The organism is Pseudomonas sp. 50_B, from assembly GCF_017491625.1.
Taxonomy (GTDB): domain Bacteria; phylum Pseudomonadota; class Gammaproteobacteria; order Pseudomonadales; family Pseudomonadaceae; genus Aquipseudomonas; species Aquipseudomonas danubii.
The window spans coordinates 105,882-124,233 of the sequence record NZ_JAFGYX010000016.1 but is presented as its reverse complement, the minus strand read 5'-3'; the positions used below and the strand labels follow the sequence as shown (position 1 = coordinate 124,233).

At 66.1% G+C, this 18,352-nt stretch carries 18 protein-coding genes and 1 pseudogene; 12 read left to right on the top strand and 7 right to left on the bottom strand.

Annotation, left to right across the window (positions count from 1 at the left end; genetic code table 11):
* Window positions 1–82 precede the first annotated feature (82 nt).
* A complete protein-coding gene (locus tag J5M73_RS21855) occupies window positions 83–520 on the top strand; it encodes a DUF3995 domain-containing protein (RefSeq protein WP_102864462.1) in 438 nt (145 codons plus the stop codon).
* Between the two features lie 126 nt (window positions 521–646).
* Here J5M73_RS21855 and J5M73_RS21850 read toward each other — a convergent pair whose 3' ends face one another.
* Genes J5M73_RS21850 through J5M73_RS21825 form a run of 6 tightly spaced genes read right to left on the bottom strand, consistent with a single transcriptional unit; the run spans window position 647 to window position 6,719 of the window.
* A complete protein-coding gene (locus J5M73_RS21850) occupies window positions 647–1,015 on the bottom strand; it encodes a Na+/H+ antiporter subunit G (protein WP_102864463.1) in 369 nt (122 codons plus the stop codon).
* Window positions 1,012–1,290 (bottom strand): K+/H+ antiporter subunit F, encoded by a 279-nt coding sequence (locus J5M73_RS21845; RefSeq protein WP_016962858.1) that lies wholly within the window; start codon window positions 1,288–1,290, stop codon window positions 1,012–1,014. Before J5M73_RS21845 ends, J5M73_RS21850 begins: the two co-directional genes overlap by 4 nt.
* Window positions 1,287–1,775, bottom strand: coding sequence for a Na+/H+ antiporter subunit E (locus J5M73_RS21840; protein WP_102864464.1), 489 nt, complete (start codon window positions 1,773–1,775; stop codon window positions 1,287–1,289). The genes J5M73_RS21845 and J5M73_RS21840 overlap by 4 nt, the downstream gene beginning before the upstream one ends.
* On the bottom strand, window positions 1,772–3,460 hold the full coding sequence (locus J5M73_RS21835) for a monovalent cation/H+ antiporter subunit D (RefSeq protein WP_102864465.1): 1,689 nt from the start codon (window positions 3,458–3,460) through the stop codon (window positions 1,772–1,774). Before J5M73_RS21835 ends, J5M73_RS21840 begins: the two co-directional genes overlap by 4 nt.
* Window positions 3,457–3,801, bottom strand: coding sequence for a Na+/H+ antiporter subunit C (locus J5M73_RS21830; protein WP_011060906.1), 345 nt, complete (start codon window positions 3,799–3,801; stop codon window positions 3,457–3,459). The genes J5M73_RS21835 and J5M73_RS21830 overlap by 4 nt, the downstream gene beginning before the upstream one ends.
* The gene (locus J5M73_RS21825) at window positions 3,801–6,719 is read right to left on the bottom strand and encodes a monovalent cation/H+ antiporter subunit A (protein ID WP_102864466.1); all 2,919 of its coding nucleotides are present in this window, start codon (window positions 6,717–6,719) and stop codon (window positions 3,801–3,803) included. Before J5M73_RS21825 ends, J5M73_RS21830 begins: the two co-directional genes overlap by 1 nt.
* Before the next feature lie 205 nt (window positions 6,720–6,924).
* Here J5M73_RS21825 and J5M73_RS21820 point away from each other — a divergent pair, with 205 nt between their 5' ends.
* Complete coding sequence (locus J5M73_RS21820; protein ID WP_180988601.1) at window positions 6,925–7,284, top strand: hypothetical protein; 360 nt, start codon at window positions 6,925–6,927, stop codon at window positions 7,282–7,284.
* 146 nt (window positions 7,285–7,430) lie between these two features.
* Here J5M73_RS21820 and J5M73_RS21815 read toward each other — a convergent pair.
* A pseudogene (locus J5M73_RS21815) lies at window positions 7,431–8,445 on the bottom strand (DMT family transporter).
* On the opposite strand from J5M73_RS21815, the gene J5M73_RS21810 reads away from it, so the two are divergent.
* The 10 genes from J5M73_RS21810 (at window position 8,440) to J5M73_RS21765 (ending at window position 18,343) form a co-directional block, all read left to right on the top strand.
* Complete coding sequence (locus J5M73_RS21810) at window positions 8,440–9,003, top strand: XRE family transcriptional regulator (protein WP_102864469.1); 564 nt, start codon at window positions 8,440–8,442, stop codon at window positions 9,001–9,003. The pseudogene J5M73_RS21815 and the gene J5M73_RS21810 sit on opposite strands and share 6 nt — an antisense overlap.
* 201 nt (window positions 9,004–9,204) lie before the next feature.
* Entirely contained in the window at window positions 9,205–10,407 is a 1,203-nt protein-coding gene (locus J5M73_RS21805; protein ID WP_102864470.1) for an SfnB family sulfur acquisition oxidoreductase, read from the top strand.
* A gap of 12 nt (window positions 10,408–10,419) precedes the next feature.
* Window positions 10,420–10,884: an acyl-CoA dehydrogenase gene (locus J5M73_RS21800; protein WP_102864471.1), complete on the top strand. Its 465-nt coding sequence runs from the start codon at window positions 10,420–10,422 to the stop codon at window positions 10,882–10,884.
* On the top strand, window positions 10,884–12,287 hold the full coding sequence (locus J5M73_RS21795) for an LLM class flavin-dependent oxidoreductase (RefSeq protein ID WP_102864472.1): 1,404 nt from the start codon (window positions 10,884–10,886) through the stop codon (window positions 12,285–12,287). Before J5M73_RS21800 ends, J5M73_RS21795 begins: the two co-directional genes overlap by 1 nt.
* Before the next feature lie 227 nt (window positions 12,288–12,514).
* The gene (locus J5M73_RS21790; RefSeq protein ID WP_102864473.1) at window positions 12,515–13,504 is read left to right on the top strand and encodes an AMP-binding protein; all 990 of its coding nucleotides are present in this window, start codon (window positions 12,515–12,517) and stop codon (window positions 13,502–13,504) included.
* A complete protein-coding gene (locus J5M73_RS21785) occupies window positions 13,501–14,277 on the top strand; it encodes an ABC transporter ATP-binding protein (protein WP_060838923.1) in 777 nt (258 codons plus the stop codon). The genes J5M73_RS21790 and J5M73_RS21785 overlap by 4 nt, the downstream gene beginning before the upstream one ends.
* A complete protein-coding gene (locus J5M73_RS21780) occupies window positions 14,277–15,155 on the top strand; it encodes a branched-chain amino acid ABC transporter permease (RefSeq protein ID WP_102864474.1) in 879 nt (292 codons plus the stop codon). The genes J5M73_RS21785 and J5M73_RS21780 overlap by 1 nt, the downstream gene beginning before the upstream one ends.
* Window positions 15,156–15,159: 4 nt before the next feature.
* Window positions 15,160–16,209 carry a branched-chain amino acid ABC transporter permease gene (locus J5M73_RS21775; protein ID WP_060841929.1) on the top strand — a complete coding sequence of 350 codons (1,050 nt, stop codon included), beginning with the start codon at window positions 15,160–15,162 and terminating at the stop codon, window positions 16,207–16,209.
* 28 nt (window positions 16,210–16,237) lie between these two features.
* Window positions 16,238–17,572: an ABC transporter substrate-binding protein gene (locus J5M73_RS21770; protein WP_102864475.1), complete on the top strand. Its 1,335-nt coding sequence runs from the start codon at window positions 16,238–16,240 to the stop codon at window positions 17,570–17,572.
* A gap of 3 nt (window positions 17,573–17,575) precedes the next feature.
* Window positions 17,576–18,343 carry an ABC transporter ATP-binding protein gene (locus tag J5M73_RS21765; protein WP_060838926.1) on the top strand — a complete coding sequence of 256 codons (768 nt, stop codon included), beginning with the start codon at window positions 17,576–17,578 and terminating at the stop codon, window positions 18,341–18,343.
* Window positions 18,344–18,352: the final 9 nt, after the last annotated feature.

Here is an 18,352-nt window from a genome sequence, read left to right as displayed (position 1 = left end):
TCATCGAAGGCGACGAACGTACTTACAAAAACCGGCAATCGAGTCCATTCTCTTTACGACTTTTTTACAAGGACGTCTGAACATGAATCTTCTGCTCGCTCAGGGGATGTCCGGCACTTTTCTGTTTATCAGCCTGATCCATCTGTACTGGGCCGCCGGAGGCAAGCGTGGAAGCGATGCGGTGATCCCCCAAGTGCCGGGGCCGGTTCCCGGGCAGAGCCAACCGGCCTTTCACCCTCCGGCCCTGGCCACCTTGCTGGTGGCGGTGGGGCTGTTACTGGTGGCGATGCTGGTCTGCCTGCGGGTTGGGCTCTACCTTCCGACCGTGACCCATCCGTCCCTGCAATGGGTGATCAGCGCCATTGCCTTGCTGATGTTCGCCCGGGCCATTGGCGACTCCGAGCTGGTTGGCTTCTTCAAGCAAGTGCGTGACTCGAAGTTCGCCCGTCTCGACACCCTGTTCTATTCCCCGCTGTGCGTGGTACTGGGTGCCGGATTGCTGGTGCTGGCCTGGGCCTGAAGGGCAAGCCCGCTCGCTGCCGGCGCTGGCGTGTGCAGAGACTGGCTTGCCAGCGAAGGCGATCCCGCCTGGCACCTGCCTCACGGGCCTCTTCGCCGGCAAGCCGGCTCCTGCATGGGGGGGCGCTCAGTTGCCGCTTTCGTTGCGTTTGCTGCTGACCTCTGCCGGCACATCGTCACCGGCCATGCGCTTGCGGAACAACGCCGCGCGGGCCAGCAGCAGGGTGGTCACCGGCACCGTGATCGACAGCAGGATCGGAATCAGCCAGGCATGCAGCACCGGCCCGGACTTGAGCGCTGAAAAATACAGGATCGAGGCCAGGGCCACGGTCCAGGAACCCATGGTTGAGGCCAGGGCCGGCGGGTGCATGCGCTGGAAGTAGCTCTTCATGCGCAGGATGCCCAGGGCACCGATCAGGGCGAAGACGCTGCTGATCACCAGCAGCACGGCCACCAGGACCTCCACCCAGAGGGGCAGTTGTTCCAGGCTGTTCATTCGATCACCTCGCCGCGCAGAAGGAATTTGGCCAGGGCGAAGGAGCCGACAAAGCCGAACAGGGCAATCAGCAGCGCCGCCTCGAAGTAGGTATCGCTGGCATAGCGGATGCCCAGCACCAGCATCATCAGCATCGCCAGGATGTACAGGTAGTCCAGGGCCAGGACCCGGTCCTGGGCCGAGGGGCCCTTGAACAGGCGCACCAGGGTCAGGACCATGGCCAGGGAAAACAGGAACAGGCTCAGCAGGATCGCGTTGGTCAACAGCACGCTCATTCGAAAATCTCCATCAGCGGGCGCTCGTAGGTCGCCTTGAAGTGCTGGATGAATTGCCCTTCGTCCTGCAGATCGAAGACGTGCAGCAAGAGGATGCTGCGGTCCAGGGACAGCTCGGACCAGACCGTGCCCGGCACCACCGTGGTGATGGTGGACAGCGCCGCCAGGCCGTTGGCGTCGCGCAGGTCCAGGGGGATCTTGACGAAGGCCGAGCGCACCGGCCGGCGCCCGTTGTTGAGCACGCCCCAGGCCACGATCAGGTTGGAGACCAGCACATCGCAGCCCACCCGCAACAACAGCCGCAGGATGGTGCCGGGGCGGCGGATACGGATCGGCAACGGCCGCAGCGGGCGCATCAGCAGCGGTGCGAGAAAGCCCAGGATGGCCCCCAGCAGCAGATTGCCGGGGCTGATGGACAGGTTCAGCACCAGCCACAGCAGCCACAGCGCCAGGGACAGGAAGGGGGCAGGGAACAGACGCTTCATGGTTGCACCTCCGCCGCCTGGGTGGCCTTGGACTCAGGGCTGAGCACGGTGCGGGTGCCCAGTACCGCCATCACATAGTGCTCCGGATGATTGAGGCTGTCGGCGGTGGCCTGGGTGAAGCGCAGCAGCGGCTCGGCCTTGAAGCTGAGCAGCACGCAGAGCCCCAGCAACGCCACGATCGGCACGCATTCCAGACGCCGCAACACCGGTGAAGGTCGCTCCTCCGGGCTCCAGAAACGCTGGATGCCCAGGCGCGCAAAGGCGATCAGCGAGGCCAGGCCGGAGAGGATCAGCAGCACCAGGAAAATCCAGCCCGCCAGCGGGATCGGCGTGTCGCTGCTGGTTCCCAGGCCCGTCGGGTTGAGCAGGGCGGCGATCAGGTTGAGCTTGCCGATAAAGCCCGACAGCGGCGGCATGCCGATGATCAGCAGGGCGCAGGCAATGAAGCTCAGGCCGAGGAAGGCCATGGTCCAGGGAATCACCTGGCCGACCACCACTTGCTGTTCGTCGTCGAGGTTGCTGCCCCGGGGCGGGGGAAGGGTTTCCATGGGCCTCGGGAGGATTTCGCCTTCGTCTTCCAGAGGCACTTCCACCGCCGAGCGCGAGCGCTCGATCAACTCCGCCAGGAGGAACAGCGCGCACAGCGCCAGGGTCGAGCTGAACAGGTAGAACAGCGCCGCGCCGGTGAGCGCCGGCTGGGCGAAGCCGATCACCGCGATCAGGATGCCCGCCGACACCAGGATGCTCAGGCTGGCCATGCGCTCCAGGCGCTGGGCCGGAAGAATCGCCAGGGCCGCGCAGAAGATCGTCGCCAGGCCGCCGTAGATCAGCCACTGGTTGCCGAAGTAGGCCGAGGCCCCGGCCTGCCCGGAGAACAGCAGGGTCCACAGGCGCAGCACGGTGTAGATCCCGACCTTGGTCATGATGGCGAACAGCGCCGCCACCGGTGCGCTGGCCGAGGAATAGGCCGGCACCAGCCAGAAGTTCAGCGGCCACATCCCGGCCTTGGCCAGGAAGGCGATGGCCAGGATCGCCGTGCCGGCGTGCAGCAGGCCGCGGTCGGCTTCCGGCACCAGGGGGATCTTCATCGCCAGGTCGGCCATGTTCAGGGTCCCGGTGACCCCGTAGATCATTGCCGTGCCGATCAGGAACAGCGACGAGGCCAGCAGGTTGATGGTGATGTAGTGCAGCCCCGAGGACACCCGCGCCCGGCCCGAGCCGTGCAGCATCAGGCCGTAGGAGGCCGCCAGCAGCACCTCGAAGAACACGAACAGGTTGAACAGGTCGGCGGTGAGGAAGGCGCCGTACAGGCCCATCAGCTGGATCTGGAACAGCGCATGGAAGCTGGCCCCGGCGCCGTCCCAGCGGGCCATGGCGAACAGCAGCGCGCTGACCCCGATGATTCCGGTGAGCACCATCATCAGTGCCGACAGGCGATCCACCACCAGCACGATGCCGAAGGGCACCTGCCAGTTGCTCGGCAGGTACACGCCGAAGGAACCGGTGGCGCCCTGGACCTGGGTCCAGTACAGCAGGTACGCCGCCAGGGCCAGCCCCAGCAGGCTGGAGAACAGGTTGATCCGCGCCTTGAGCGGGCGGTGTTTCTCCCCCAGCAGCAACATGATGGCCGCCGTCAGCAGCGGCAGGAGGATAGGAGCGACGATCAGGTGGGACAACGAACTCATTCCTTGGGCTCCCGGCCGTCGACGTGGTCAGTGCCGGTCAGGCCCCGGGACGCCAGGAGCACCACCAGAAACAGCGCGGTCATGGCGAAGCTGATGACGATGGCGGTGAGCACCAGCGCCTGGGGCAACGGGTCGGTGTAGTGCAGCAGGTCCTGGGGCACGCCGTCCTTGACGATGGGTTCCTTGCCGATGAACAGGCTGCCCATGCTGAAGATGAACAGGTTGACCGCGTAGGACAGCAGGCACAGGCCCATCACCACCTGGAAGGTCCGCGGGCGCAGGACCAGCCAGACTCCGGAAGCGGCGAGGACTCCAATGGCGATTGCGATGACTTCTTCCATCAGGCGGCTCCGCTCTTGATCAGGGATTTGGACTGGCTGGCCGGCTTGTGGGCCCGCACCGACTGGTGCGCCAGGGCGGTGAGGATCAGCAGGGTCGCACCCAGCACCACCGCGTACACGCCGATGTCGAAGAACAAGGCGCTGGCGATATGGATATCACCGAACAGCGGCAGGTCCACATGCACCGTGTGGGTGGTGAGGAACGGGTAGCCCCAGGCCAGGGCGCCGAGGCCGGTGGCCAGGGCGAACAGCAATCCGGTGCCCATCCAGCGCAGCGGCCGCAGGCTCATCTGCGCCTCGACCCACTGGGTGCCGGCCACCATGTACTGGAGGATGAAGGCCACCGACATCACCAGCCCGGCGACGAAACCGCCACCCGGCAGGTTGTGCCCGCGCATGAACAGGTAGAAGGACACCACCAGGGCGATCGGCAGCAGCAGGCGCACCAGCACCGCCGGCACCATCATGAAGCCCAGGGCGGTGTCGCTGGCCTGGCGCGGGTTGACCAGATCGGTGACCACGTCCGGGGCCAGCAGGCGCTGTTGCGCCGGCAACTGCATGCTCTCCTTGGGCGGGCGGAAGCGCCGCAGCAGGGCGAACACGGTCAGGGCCACGGCTGCCAGCACGGTGATCTCGCCCAGGGTGTCGAAGCTGCGGAAGTCTACCAGGGTCACGTTGACCACGTTGGTGCCGCCGCCTTCAGGCAGGGCGCGGCTGAGGTAGAACGAGGAAATATCGTTGGGTGTGGGGCGGGTCAGCATGGCGTAGGACAGCACCGCCATGCCCAGGCCGACGGCGATCGACAGGCTCAGGTCGCGCAGGCGGCGGATGCGCGCCTTGGGCACGCTGCTGGGCAGCGGCGAGACATCCTCGATCCGCCGTGGCAGCCAGCGCAGGCCGAGAAGGATCAGCACCGTGGTCACCACCTCCACCACCAGCTGGGTCAGGGCCAGGTCCGGCGCGGAGAACCAGACGAAGGTCACGCAGGTCATCAGCCCGCAGACGCTGACCATGGTCAGGGCCGCCAGCCGGTGGTACTTGGCCTGCCAGGCGGCGCCCAGGGCGCAGGCAATGGCCAGCAGCCAGAAGGTCACGAAGACGATGGAGCCGGGGATCTTCGGCCGGTCGCCCCAGGTCAGCTGGCTGTAGAGCATGGGAATCAGGCCGGTGATCACCGCCGCCAGAATCAGCAGAAACAGCTGGGTCTGCAGGCGCTTGGTGCTCAGCCGCCGCTCCAGACGCCGGGCCAGGCGGGTCATGCCCACCAGGCTGCGCTCGAACAGCAGCTTGCCGTTGAGTCGGCCCACTCCCGGCGGGTAGGCAAAACGCCCGGCCACCAGCGGTTTGTGCAGCAGCAGGTAAAGCACGATGCCGCAGGACATGGCGATCAGGCTCATGATCATCGGCGCATTGAGGCCGTGCCAGATGGCCAGGCTGTACTCGGGCAGGGTGCCGCCCACCACCGGCCGTGCGGCGGCGGCCAGCAATGGACCAATGATCTGCGCCGGGAAGATCCCCACCAGCAGGCAGGTGAACACCAGCAGTTCAACCGGCGCACGCATCCAGCGTGGCGGCTCGTGGGGCGTGTGCGGCAGGTCGGTGGCCGGTTCGCCGAGGAACACATCCACGGTAAAGCGCAGGGCGTAGGCGACGCTGAAGGTCCCGGCGATGGTGGCGATCACCGGCAGGGCGATTTCCACCCAGGCGCTGGAATTGATGAACACCGTCTCGGCGAAGAACATCTCCTTGGACAGGAAACCGTTGAGCAGCGGCACCCCGGCCATCGAGGCACTGGCGACCATGGCCAGGGTCGCGGTGTAGGGCATCAGCTTGATCAGGCCGTTGAGCTTGCGGATATCGCGGCTGCCGCTCTCGTGGTCGATGATCCCGGCGGCCATGAACAGCGACGCCTTGAAGGTGGCGTGGTTGAGAATGTGGAACACCGCCGCCACCGCCGCCAGCGGGCTGTTGAGGCCCAGCAGCAGGGTGATCAGCCCCAGGTGGCTGATGGTGGAGTAGGCCAGCAGGCCCTTGAGGTCGTTCTGGAACATCGCGCAGTAGGCGCCCAGCACCAGGGTGCAGGCCCCGGCGCCGCTGACGATGTAGAACCATTCTTGCGTACCGGACAGCGACGGCCACAGGCGGGCCAGGAGAAACACCCCGGCCTTGACCATGGTCGCCGAGTGCAGGTAGGCCGAGACCGGCGTCGGCGCGGCCATGGCGTGGGGGAGCCAGAAGTGGAAGGGGAACTGCGCGCTCTTGCTCAGGGCGCCCAGCAGGATCAATGGCAACAGGATCGGGTAGAGCGCATGGGCGCGGATCTTGTCTCCGGCAGCTAGCACCTGATCCAGATCGTAGCTGCCGACCACATGGCCGAGCAGCATGACCCCCGCCAGCAGGCACAAGCCCCCGGCGCCGGTGACCATCAGCGCCATGTAGGCGCCACGGCGGGCGTCTGAGCGGTGATGCCAATAGCCGATCAGCAAGAAGGAGAAGAGGCTGGTGAGCTCCCAGAAGAACACCATCTGGATCAGGTTGCCGGAAATCACCAGGCCCAGCATGGCCCCCATGAACGCCAGGAAGAAGGCGAAGAAGCGCGGCACCGGGTCTTGCGGCGACATGTAGTAACGCGCGTAGAGCGCCACCAGGCTGCCGATACCCAGCACCAGCAATGAGAACAGCCAGGCGAAGCCGTCCAGGCGCAGCACGAAGTTCAGGCCCAGGCTCGGCAGCCAGGTATATTCCTCGCGGATAATCCCGCCATCGGCGATCTGCGGGTACAGCAAAGCCACCTGGACGGTGCCAATGAGTGCCACCAGGCCGGCCAGCAGGGATTCGGTGTTACGTGCGTTGTGCGGCAGCACGGCCGCCAGACAGCTGCCTATGAATGGCAGAAGCAGTAGAACTATCAGGGACATAGGCTTCTAATCTGCGGAAAAGTATGACGCATAATACGTGCCAGGCCCTGGATCACCAACCGCCATGCGCGGCCCGGCCCCCCAAAGAAATGTTACATACGCTTTCAAAGGTAGGAGACAAATGCCTGATGCGCCCGTTCACCGGGCGCTGTAGGGCCAAGGTCCTGCCCAGGTCAAAACACCACAAGGATCGACAAGGGTGCACATGATTAAAGGATCGGCCATGGGCCGGATGATTCGACGCGGATGTTTCGCTTTACTGTTCACCGCCTTCGGCGCGGCGCTGGGCATTGGCCTGGAGCATTATCTCCAGCGTCCCGACATGCTCCAGACCCGCCAGGCGCTGATCATCGAAGGGCCGTTGGGCGATGAGTCCAGCTACCGGCTGCCGCCGGGCACGGTGCTTTACTTCGACCGCGCGCTGGCCGAGGGTCATGCGCTCTACCACGCCTATTTCTACTTCCACGGTACGCCCGAGCATGACCCGGTACGGCTTGAGCCCAAGCACCGGGGTTCGCTGACCGCCCCGACCTGGCTCTACGCCCCCGGCGACCCCGCGCTCTAGGCGCTGGCTTGCCAGCGAGGGAACCTGCCGGATCGCTTTCGCCGGCAAGCCGGCTCCTACATGTCCCTGCGATATCCCTGCCAATCGTAGGCGCTGGCTTGCCAGCGAAGAGGCCCGCAAGACCGTTTTCGCCGGCAAGCCGTCTCCTACACACCGTCCGCTGTCTGGTCGGTCAATGCCGGCGTGGCCCGGCCCTTGGGCTTCCATTCGCTGATGATCACCGCCAGCACGATCAAGGCGCCCCCCAGCAGCGCCAGCCCCGGCAAACGTTCCCCGGCGATCCGCCCGACAATCCCGGCCCACACCGGCTCACCGGCATAGATCAGGGTGGCGCGGGTCGGCGAGACGCTTTTCTGCGCCCAGTTCATCGCCACCTGGATCGCCGCGCTGGCCGCCCCCAGCCCCAGGGCGCTGGCCAGCAGCAGCCAGGAAAACTCCGGCAGCGCCTCGCCGGTCGGCAGCACCATGGCAAAGGCCAGCAGTGAGGTGACCGCCAGTTGCACCACCGTGACCCGGCGCACATCCACCTGCCCGGCGAAGCTGCTGATCAGAATGATTTCCGCGGCAATGGCCACGGTGCTGATCAGGGTGGCGATCTCCCCAGGGCTGAAATCCAGCGACGCGCCATTGGGGCCGGACAGCAGCATCAACCCGGTAAACGCCAGCATGATGCCGATGCTTGGCAGCAGCCCCGGACGCTTGCCCATGAACAGCCATTGCAGCAGGGGAACGAAGGGTACATAGAGGGCGGTGATAAACGCCGACTGGCTGCTGGGAATGCTTTGCAGGCCCACCGTCTGCAAGCCGTAGCCGAGCATGATGGCGCTGCCGATAAAGGTTCCGGCACGCAGTTCGAGCAGGGTCAGCCCGCGCAGGTGGCGCAGTGAAAACAGGGCGACGATGCACGCCGCCGCGGCAAAGCGCAGGCCGACGAAAAACATCGGTCCGCTGACGCTCATGGCCTTCTGCACCAGCAGGAAGGTGCCGCCCCAGATCATGGTGATCAGCACCAGCACCGCCTCGGCCCTGCTGAGTGGGAAGCGCATTGCGCGGGAGGGCGTTGAAGTCATGGCCTTGCGTGCTACCTGAGGGGGGACGCACAATGCGCCGGAAGCTGGGCAGTATACTGCGCAGGCCCGCAGAGCGAGCAATATAGTGCACAAAGATAACGTCCAACGGGCTTCGGTCCTGCAACATGTCAGCCTTAACGTGCGACGCCTGCGCCATGCCGCAGGCTTGAGCCAGAGCGCCCTGGCAGAAAAATCCGCCGTCAGCCGGCGGATGCTGGTGGCCATCGAGGCCGGGGAGAAGAACGTCAGCCTCGGCACCCTGGACCGAGTGGCCGAGGCCTTGAACGTGGCGTTCAGCGACCTGATCCAGGCCCCGGATGCCCGAGACCCGAGCCGTATCAACGAGCTGGCCTGGGCCGGCGTCATCCCCGGGAGCAAGGCGCTGCTCCTGGCCAAGGCCGAGGCCAGCCGTGAAGTGGAACTCTGGGAGTGGCAGCTCGAGCCTGGCGAGGTCTATCACTCGGAGTGCGACACCGTCGGCTGGAGCGAGCAGATCTATGTCGTCGAGGGCTGCCTGACGCTGTTCTTCGGCGACGCCGAGCGGCGCCTGGAAAGCGGTGATTTCTTCATGTTCGCCAGTCATGTGCCTCACGGCTATCGCAATGACGGCGCCCAGGCCACGCGCTTCGTGCGCAACGTGGTGTACTGATTGCCCAGGCGTGCCGGCCACTGTTGGCCAGTCAACAGCGGTTGAACATTCTGCCTGTTTTCAGTTGATGCCTTTTCTCCGAAGTAATCTTCAAGCTGTTGAAATAAAAGGATTTTATATTTAGGCACGACTCCTGCAATTGTCCTGATAGCGAGCACCCGAGCGGTGTTTATCTTGATCTTCAGGACGTGGAGTCGGCCCATGACAGCCCCAGCCCAACCCTCACCCAGTGCCCACCTCATCCGCAGCGATGCTGAGGCCATCAGCGTGGCCCAGGCCCTGGCCCAGCGCTTTGCCGTGGAGGCCGCGGTACGCGACCGCGAACGGCGCCTGCCGGTGGCGGAACTCGACGAGTTCTCTGCCAGCGGCCTGTGGGGCATCACCATTCCCCAGGCCTACGGCGGCGCCGGGGTGTCCTACGTGACCCTGGCCGAGGTGATCAAGCTCATCTCCGCCGCCGATCCGTCCCTGGGCCAGTTGCCGCAGAACCACCTCGGAGTGGTGGATATCCTGTTGCAGACCGCCAGCGAAGAGCAGAAACAGCACTACTTCGCCAAGGTGTTGCAGGGCTACCGTTTCGGCAATGCCTTTTCCGAAGCCGGCAGCAAGCATGTCGGCGCCTTTGAAACCCGGATCCGCTTTACCGGCGAGCAGGCGCAGGTCGACGGCGAGAAGTTCTACTGCACCGGCGCCTTGTTTGCCCACATCGTGCCGACGGTGGCGGTGGATGAGCACAACCAGGCCCACATCGCCTTTATCGAGCGCGACAACCCCGGCCTCACGGTGATCGACAGCTGGGACGGCTTCGGCCAGCGCACCACCGCCAGCGGCGGGGTCAGCCTCAAGGCGGTGCAGGTGCCACGCAGCGCGGTGATCCCGGCCCACCGGGCCTTTGACCAACCCACCGCCGACGGCCCGATCTCGCAGATCATCCAGGCCGCGGTGGACACCGGTATCGCCGTCGCCGCCCTGGAAGACGCCAAGCGTTACGCCCGGCAGTCCCGACCGTGGATCGACAGTGGCCTGGATCACGGCTGGCAGGACCCTTTTACCCAGGCCGCCATCGGTGACCTGGAATGGCGGGTGCACGGCACCGAGGCGATCCTGGTCAAGGCCGCCGAGGCGGTCGACCAGGCCCTCGCCAGCCCCAGCGAAGACAGCGTCGCCCACGCCTCGCTGGTGGTGGCCCAGGCCAAGGTGCTGTCGGCAGAAAGCGCCTTGCTCGCCGCCAGCAAGCTGTTCGAACTGGCCGGCACCCGCTCGGTGTCGGCCAAGTACAACCTCGACCGCCACTGGCGCAACGCCCGCACCCACACCCTGCACGACCCGGCCCGCTGGAAGTACCACCTGATCGGCAACTTCCTGCTCAACGGCGTCAAGCCACCTCGTCACGCCTGGAACTGAAAGGACACCGCCATGAACGCATTGACCCAACCCGACAGCCCCCAGGCTGCCCTGGCCGCCAGCGGCGAGCAGCTGCAACGGGCCCGCGACCTGTTGCAGCGGACCCTGGAATTCGTTCGCCAGCAGGCCCGGCCCTGGTCCGGCAGCGGCCTGAGCAAGGCCAGCGACGACCCGTATGTGATCAGCCGCTTTGGCGATCTGCAGATCCGCATCGAAGTGGCCGCCGCCCTGCAGGAGCGGGCCCAGTACCGGCTGCAAGAGGGCAAGGACCCGGCCGAGATCGCCATCGCCCTGGCCGAGGCGGCGATTGCCGCCGCCGAAGCCCTGGCGGCGGCCGGCAACGCCGAATTCGAACTCACCGGCCAGCGCACCCCGCAGCCACAGGCCCTGCAAGACCCGCTGCGCTGGAAGTATCAACTGATCGGCAACTACCGCCTCAACGGCGTGCTACCTCAAGGTTTCAGGAGTGCTGTGTGATGTCCCGTGAAATCCGCCTCAATGCTTTCGACATGAACTGCGTCGGCCACCAGTCGCCGGGACTCTGGGCCCACCCCCGGGACCGCTCCTGGCAGTACAAGGACCTGGAGTACTGGACCGACCTGGCGCGCATCCTTGAGAAGGGCAAGTTCGACGGGCTGTTCATCGCCGATGTGCTGGGCATCTACGACGTCTACAACGGCAATGGCGAGGCGGCGATCCGCCAGGCGGCCCAGGTGCCGGTCAATGATCCGCTGCAACTGATCCCGCCCATGGCCCTGGTCACCGAGCACCTGGGCTTCGGCCTCACCGCCTCGCTGTCGTTCGAGCACCCGTATCCCTTCGCCCGGCGCCTGTCGACCCTCGATCACCTGACGAAGGGCCGTGCCGGCTGGAACATCGTCACCTCCTACCTGGAGAGCGGGGCGAAGAACATCGGTCAGCAGGCCCAGACCGAGCACGATGCGCGCTACGACTACGCCGAGGAATACCTGGAGGTCTGCTACAAGCTCTGGGAAGGCAGTTGGGAGGAGGGGGCGGTGCTGCGTGACCGCGAGCGGCGGATCTTCAGCGACCCGAGCAAGATCCACGAGATCCACCACGTCGGCAAACACTTCCAGGTACCGGGCATCCACCTGTGCGAGCCGTCGCCGCAGCGCACCCCGGTGCTGTACCAGGCCGGGGCGTCCAGCCGCGGCAAGCAGTTCGCCGCCGAGCACGCCGAATGCGTGTTCGTCGCCGCGCCGTCCAAGGTGCTGCTGAAAAAGACCGTGGCCGACATCCGCCGCCGCGCGGCCGAAGCCGGGCGCGACCCGTCGAAGATCCTGATCTTCAACCTGCAGACGGTGATCCTCGGCGAGACCGACGCCCTGGCCAAGGCCAAGTTCGAGGAATACAAGTCCTGGGTCAGCTATGAGGGCGCCATGGCGCTGATTTCCGGCTGGACCGGTATCGACTTCAGCCGCTTCAAGCCCGACGAGCCCCTCAAGCACGTGCACACCAATGCCATCCAATCGGCGGTGGAAGCCTTCTCCACGGCGGACCCGAACAAGGTCTGGACCCCCCACGAACTGGCCGACTGGGTCGGCATCGGCGGCTTTGGCCCGTTGTTCGTCGGCAGCCCGGAAACCGTGGCCGACCTGCTCCAGGAGTGGGTGGAAGAGACCGATGTCGACGGCTTCAACCTGGCCTACGCCCTGACCCACGAAACCTTTATCGACGCGGTTGAGCTGCTGGTTCCGGAGCTGCAGAAACGCGGGGTGTACAAGACCGAATACACCCCCGGCACCCTGCGGGAAAAACTCTTCGGCGCCGGCCCGCGCCTGCCCGAAAGCCACCCGGGCAACGCCTGGCGCAACCTAGGCGAGCAACGCCAAACACTCGCGCAACGCGCCCGCGCCTGACCCAACCCCTGTAGGAGCTGGCTCGCCAGCGAAAGGGCCCGCAAGACAGACGTCGGATTCAGCAACGCCTTCGCCGGCAAGCCGGCTCCTACCAGGGAGCCGCCCAATTCCGGTAGGAGCTGGCTTGCCAGCGAAGAGGCCCACACGACCTGCGTCCAAGGGCCAGCCCCGTTTATTTCCAGCCAGCGGACCACCGCACGCGTTTGCCAAGTTGTCGAGGTCAATTCATGAGCGTGCATGAACTCAAGCGTCCGCCCACCACGGATGCGTCAGCCCCCGAGGACCGCTTGCAGTTGAGCGGTGCCCTGGAGCAGTTGCGGCACTGGGCCCAGGCCCGGCCGTTGGACAATGCCCTGCGCCACAAGCGCCACGGCCATTGGTACGCCTGGCGCTGGATCGATGCCCTGCGCGATGTCGAGCGTCTGGCCGACGGCCTGCGCCAGCAAGGCCTCGACTCGCAGTCCCGGCTGGCCCTGAGCGGGCCGTTCGAGCCGGACCTGTTGCTGCTGGCCCTGGCTGCCCGGAGCCTGGGCGCCGAGGTGCTCAGCCTCGACCCGGAGCTGGCGCCCGAGGCCCTGCGCCAGGCGCTTTGGCGCCTGCAGCCGAGCCACGCCTTCGTCCACTCGCGGCGCCAGGTCCTGGCCTGGGTGGCCGCCGGGGACCAGGGCCCGGCCCCGGGGCTTTTGATCGCCGGACAAGCCTTGCCGCGCCTGCCCGCCGGGGGGCGCCAGCCGCTGCTGTGCTTTGCCGACTTGCTCGGCCCCAGCGAAGCGCCCCAGCGCCAGCACTATTGGCGCCATCCGGCCACTGCCGAGCAACTGTGGAGCGAAGAGGGTACGCAATGGGCGGCGGGTCTGCAGGTGTTGCTGGAGCACTGGCTGAACAGCGGCCACAGCCTGGCCTTCCCCGAAACCGCGGCATCCGCCAGTCGCGACCGCCGCGACGTGGCGCCCAGCGGCCTGCTGCTGTCGCCGCCGCGCCTGCAGCAGCTGGCGGACGAAATCGAAAGCCGCCTGGCGCCTCCCGGCAGCTGGCGCCGGCGCCTGTGCGAGTGGGTCATCGCCCATCCTCGCCGGCCACTGCCCCGGCTGCTCAAGCAACGGGTGCGCCGGTTGCTGGGCTTTGCCCGCCTGCAGTTCATCTGGCAGCCGGCGCCGTCGCATGCTCACCCCTCAACCCCGGCCTGGATCGCCGAATTCAAACGGAACATTGCATGAGCCCCAGCGAACCCATCCTGCAAGTGCGCGCCGTGTCCCTGTCGTTCAAGGGGGTCAAGGCCATCAACCAGCTGTCGTTCGACGTGCGCCGTGGCGAAATCTGCGGCCTGATCGGACCCAACGGCGCCGGCAAGAGCTCGTTGCTCAACCTGCTCAACGGGGTCTATCGCTTCGACAGCGGGGCGATTGTCTTCGACCGCCAGAGCTATTCGCGCATCGACCCGCTGAGCGCCGCTCGCCGTGGCATTGGCCGGACGTTCCAGAACAATGCGCTGTTCAAGAAGATGAGCGTGATCGACAACCTGCTCACCGGCCTGTCGCGGCATTCGCGCACCTACCTGATCGAGCAGGCCCTGGGCTTGCCCCGGGCCCGGCGCGAGGCCGCGACCTTCCGCCAACTGGCCCAGGGCATCCTGCAGTTTCTCGATTTGCAGGCACTGCGGGATGTCCCGGTGGGCAACCTGTCCTACGGCCTGCAAAAGCGTGTGGAGCTGGGGCGGGCGCTGATCGCCGGGCCCAGCCTGCTGTTGCTGGACGAACCCCTGGCGGGCATGAACGCCGAGGAAAAGCAGGAAATGGCCGGCTTCATCGCCGACATCAATCGTGACCTGGGCACCACCGTGGTGTTGATCGAGCACGACATGGGGGTGGTCATGGAGCTGTGCCACCACGTGGTGGTCCTGGACTACGGGCGCAAGGTGGGCGATGGCACGCCGGCCGAGGTCCAGGCCAATCCCGACGTGATCGCCGCCTACCTGGGGGTGGTGCACTGATGAACTTCTTCCTCGAAACCCTGCTCGGCGGCCTGCTGGCCGGGACCCTGTACTCCCTGGTGGCCATCGGCTTCGTGCTGATCTATAAGGCCAGCGGCGTGTTCAATTTCGCCCAGGGCGCGATGCTGCTGTTCGCCGCCCTGACCTTCGTCAGCCTGCACGACCAGGGTGTGCCCTTCGCCCTGGCGCTGCTGCTGACGGTGCTGGTGATGATCATCGGTGCCTGGCTGATCGAGCGCCTGGTGCTGCGGCCCCTGGTCAATCGCTCGCAGATCACCCTGTTCATGGCCACCCTGGGCCTGTCGTTCATCATCGAGGGCCTGGCCCAGGGACTGATGGGCTCCCAGGTGCGCGCCCTGGACCTGGGCATCGACGACGTGCCGCTGTTCCTCGGGCCGCTGATGGTCAGCCAGTTCGACCTGATCGCCGCCGCGGCCGCCCTGGTGCTGGTGACGGTGCTGGCACTGCTGTTCAACAAGACCCGCATCGGCATCTCCCTGCGGGCGGTGGCTGACGACACCACGGCGGCGCTGTCCATCGGCATCAACCTCAACCGCATCTGGCAGATCGTCTGGGCCGTGGCCGGGGTCGTGGGGCTGGTGGCCGGGCTGCTCTGGGGCGCGCGCCAGGGGGTGCAGTTTTCGCTGTCGCTGGTGGTGCTCAAGGCGCTGCCGGTGCTGATCATCGGCGGCTTCACCTCCATCGGCGGGGCGATTGCCGGGGGCCTGATCGTCGGTGCCGCCGAGAACCTGGCGGAGGTCTATATCGGCCCGCTGATCGGCGGCATCACCCCCTGGTTCGCCTATGTCCTGGCCCTGGCCTTCCTCTACATCCGTCCCGCCGGCCTGTTCGGCGAGCGGGCCATCGAGCGAGTGTGAATTGATGTCCATCCCCCTGACTCGGCAAACCGCGCCGCTGCTGCTGGTCCAGCGCCGTCTGCCCCTGGGCCTGAGCGGCCTGTTGCTGTTGACCTGCGGCGTGGTGCCCCTGGTTGCCAACGACTATTGGCTCAACGCGATCCTGATTCCCTTCCTGGTGCTGTCCCTGGCCGGGCTCGGGCTCAACCTGCTGACCGGCTACACCGGCCAGACCTCGGTGGGCGCCGCCGGCTTCATGGCGGTCGGAGCCTTTGCCACCTACGGCTTCGTGCTGCGCCTGCCAGAGCTGGGGTTGCCCGTGGCGCTGCTCGGCGGGGGCCTGATCAGTGCCCTGGTGGGCTGGCTGTTCGGCCTGCCCAGCTCACGGATCAAGGGCTTCTACCTGATGGTCACCACCCTGGCGGCGCAGTTCTTCCTGGAGTGGCTGTTCGTCAAGTTTCCCTGGTTCTACAACTACGGCTCCTCGGGCACCATTTCGGCGCCGCAGTTGAGCCTGTGGGGGCATGACCTCAATACCCCGACCGGGCGCTACCTGTTGACCCTGGTGGTGGTCCTGCTGCTGACCCGGGTGGCGCAGAACCTGGTGCAAAGCCAGGTCGGGCGCAACTGGATGGCGATCCGCGACATGGACACCGCGGCCGCGGTGATCGGCATCCCGGTGGCCCGCTACAAGCGCCAGGCCTTTGCCGTCAGCTCGTTCTACCTGGGCATCGCCGGGGCGCTGTGGGCCTTCGCCTACCTGGGCACCGCCAGCGCCAGCAGCTTCGATATCAATCGTTCGTTCCAGATTCTTTTCATCATCATTATCGGCGGCATGGGCAGCGTGGCCGGCAACTTCGTCGGCGCGGCCTTCATCAGCCTGCTGCCGATCTTCCTCAGCCACGCCGGGCAGTGGCTGCTGGGCGGGGCGGTGGACGCCGGGCAATTGCAGAACCTGCAGAAAATCATCTTTGGCGTGCTGATCATCCTGTTCCTGATCAAGGAGCCCGAGGGCCTGATCCGCCTGCTGAGCAACCTGCGCGAGCGCCTGCGGCACTGGCCGCTGCGTTTCTGAAATTCCACTCAAGACCTAGAGAGACAACATGCGTGCATCCTTGAAAGCTTCCCTGGCCAGTGCGGCCCTGCTGCTGTCCGCGGCGCTGACCCCGCAGGCCCAGGCCGCGCCGGACCAGCAGTTCTTCCCCCTGGCCACCTACCGGGTCGGGGCCTATGCCTCCAGCGGGGTTCAGGTCTGGGCCGGGATGATCGACTACCTGAACTACATCAATCAGGTGGAGGGCGGGATCAACGGGGTCAAGCTGGTGTGGCAGGAGTGCGAGACCGAATGGACCGCGGAGAAGGGCATCGAGTGCTACGAGCGCTTCAAGAAGGGCCTGGACGGCGCGCCGGTGGCGGTCTATCAGCCCAACGGAGCGCCGGCAGCCTATGCCCTGAGCGAGCGAGCCGAGGTCGACAAGATCCCGCTCATTACCCTGGGCTACGGGCGTACCGAAGCCACCGATGGCACGGTGTTCCCCTACAACTTCCCGGTGATGCTGACCTTCTACAGCGAGGCCTCGACCCTGGTGAACTACATCGCCCAGCGCGAGGGCGGGTTCGACAAGCTCAAGGGCAAGAAGATCGCCACGGTCTATCACGACTCCGCCTATGGCCGGGAAACCCTCGGGCCGCTCAAGCTGCTGGCGGAAAAATACGGCTTCGAGAACATCCAGATTCCGGTGGCCGACCCGGGCAACGAGCAATCGGCGCAATGGCGGCAGATCCGCCAGCAGAACCCGGACTGGGTGTTCCTGCGCACCTGGGGCGTGTCGACCCCGGTAGCGGTCAAGACCGCGGCGCGCTTCGGCTTCCCGGTGGATCACATCATCGGCGACATCTGGGCCAGTTCCAGCGAGGACGTGCTGCCGGCCGGGGTCGCCGCCAAGGGCTACCTGGCGCTGACACCCTACCCGGCGGGCAGCGACTTCGAGATCCACAAGCGCCTGAAGCAGTACATCCTCGATACCGGCAAGAGCGACCTCAAGGACCTGAAGAACTTCGGCAGCGTGTACTACAACTCCGGGCTGGTGAACGCCGCGGTGGCGGTGGAGGCGATCCGCACCGCCCAGGGCAAGTTTGGCAAGCGCCCGCTCAACGGTGAAGAAGGGCGCTGGGGCCTGGAGCACCTGAACATCGACGACGCCCGGCTCAAGGACATGGGTTACCTGGGGCTGATGCAGAACCTCAAGCTGTCGTGCCGCGATCACGAAGGCGGCGGCGCGGCCCGGGTGCAGCAATGGGACGGGGCCAACTGGACCCTGATCAGCGACTGGATCGCCGCCGACCGCGCGCTGCTGCGGCCGCTGATCGACGAGAAGGCCGCGGCCTTCGCCAAGGAAAAGCAACTGACGCCACGCACCTGCAACGGGGATGACTGAAGCATGAGCCACAGCGCCACGGCCACCGCGGCCGAGCACCTGTTGCAGGTGCAGGACATCGAGGTGATCTACGACGGCGCCATCCTCGGGGTGGCCGGGGTGTCCCTGGACGTGCCCCGGGGGGCGATCGTCGCCTTGCTGGGGGCCAATGGCGCCGGCAAGAGCACCACCCTCAAGGCCATCTCCGGCCTGGGCCGGGCCGAGCGGGCCCAGCTGGGGCGGGGCAGCATCCGCTTCGCCGGGCAGGACCTGGCCGGGGTCGACCCCAGTCGCCGAGTGCGCCAGGGCATGGTCCATGTGCTGGAGGGGCGGCACGTGTTCGGCCAGCTGACCGTGGAGGACAACCTGCGCAGCGGCGGCTTTGTCCGCGGCCTCGGCCGTCGGCAGCTGGCCGAGGATCTGGAGCGCATCTATCACTGGTTTCCGCGGCTGCTGACCAAGCGCCGGGTGCGTGCCGGCCTGACCTCGGGCGGCGAGCAGCAGATGCTGGCCATCGGCCGGGCGTTGATGACCCATCCTACTTTGGTACTGCTGGACGAACCTTCCATGGGCTTGGCGCCTATCATCGTCCAGGAGATTTTTCAGATCGTCGCCCAGCTCAATCGCGAGGCGGGGGTGAGTTTTCTGATCGCCGAGCAAAGCATTAATCTGGCGCTCAAGTACGCGTCCCACGCCTGCCTGCTGGACAACGGACGGGTGGCCCTGTCCGGCACCGCCGAGCAGTTGCTGGCCCGGGGCGATCTGCAGGATTTCTACCTGGGCAAACACTGACCGCGAGCA